Source organism: Pedobacter jeongneungensis (assembly GCF_000633455.1).
Taxonomy (GTDB): Bacteria; Bacteroidota; Bacteroidia; order Sphingobacteriales; family Sphingobacteriaceae; genus Pedobacter; species Pedobacter jeongneungensis_A.
In genome coordinates, this window is the sequence record NZ_AYMG01000056.1 from 1 (window position 1) to 436 (window position 436).

At 40.8% G+C, this 436-nt stretch carries 1 protein-coding gene; it reads right to left on the bottom strand.

Annotated elements, in window-relative coordinates; all coding sequences use genetic code 11:
• Positions 1 to 238 precede the first annotated feature (238 nt).
• Positions 239 to 436 (bottom strand): hypothetical protein (locus U859_RS32315; protein ID WP_205314455.1); only part of this gene is annotated, 198 nt, incomplete at its 5' end.

A 436-nucleotide genomic window follows, 5' to 3' on the forward strand; every position in this document is an offset into this window, starting at 1 on the left:
CGAACAGAGAAGTTAAGCCCACCAGAGCCGATGGTACTGCGGTAACACGTGGGAGAGTAGGTCGGTGCCAAATATTATAAGAAACCCTTTAACAACAATGTTAAAGGGTTTTCTTTGTTTATAAGCTTTTTGCATATTTCTTACCATTAAGAAGTTAAGAAAAGTTAAGCCCACAAGGGCTAAGGTAATTCCCAGCTTATATTTCTTAATGTCCTTAATTTCTTAATGGTAAAAAGATCTATGCGTTATTCCCCACCATTAAGGAGTTAAAAGTTAAGGGTTTGATCCCGCAGATGCCGCTGATCACCGCAGAGCTTATTCCATCATCCATTTTCCGTCTTCCATCTTTTATACATCTGTCCCGGCTAAAATAGCCCTGATGGAAGCGGTCCCGATTTTTCATCGGGAAGCGTACAGGTACTGTCTTCAAAACCAA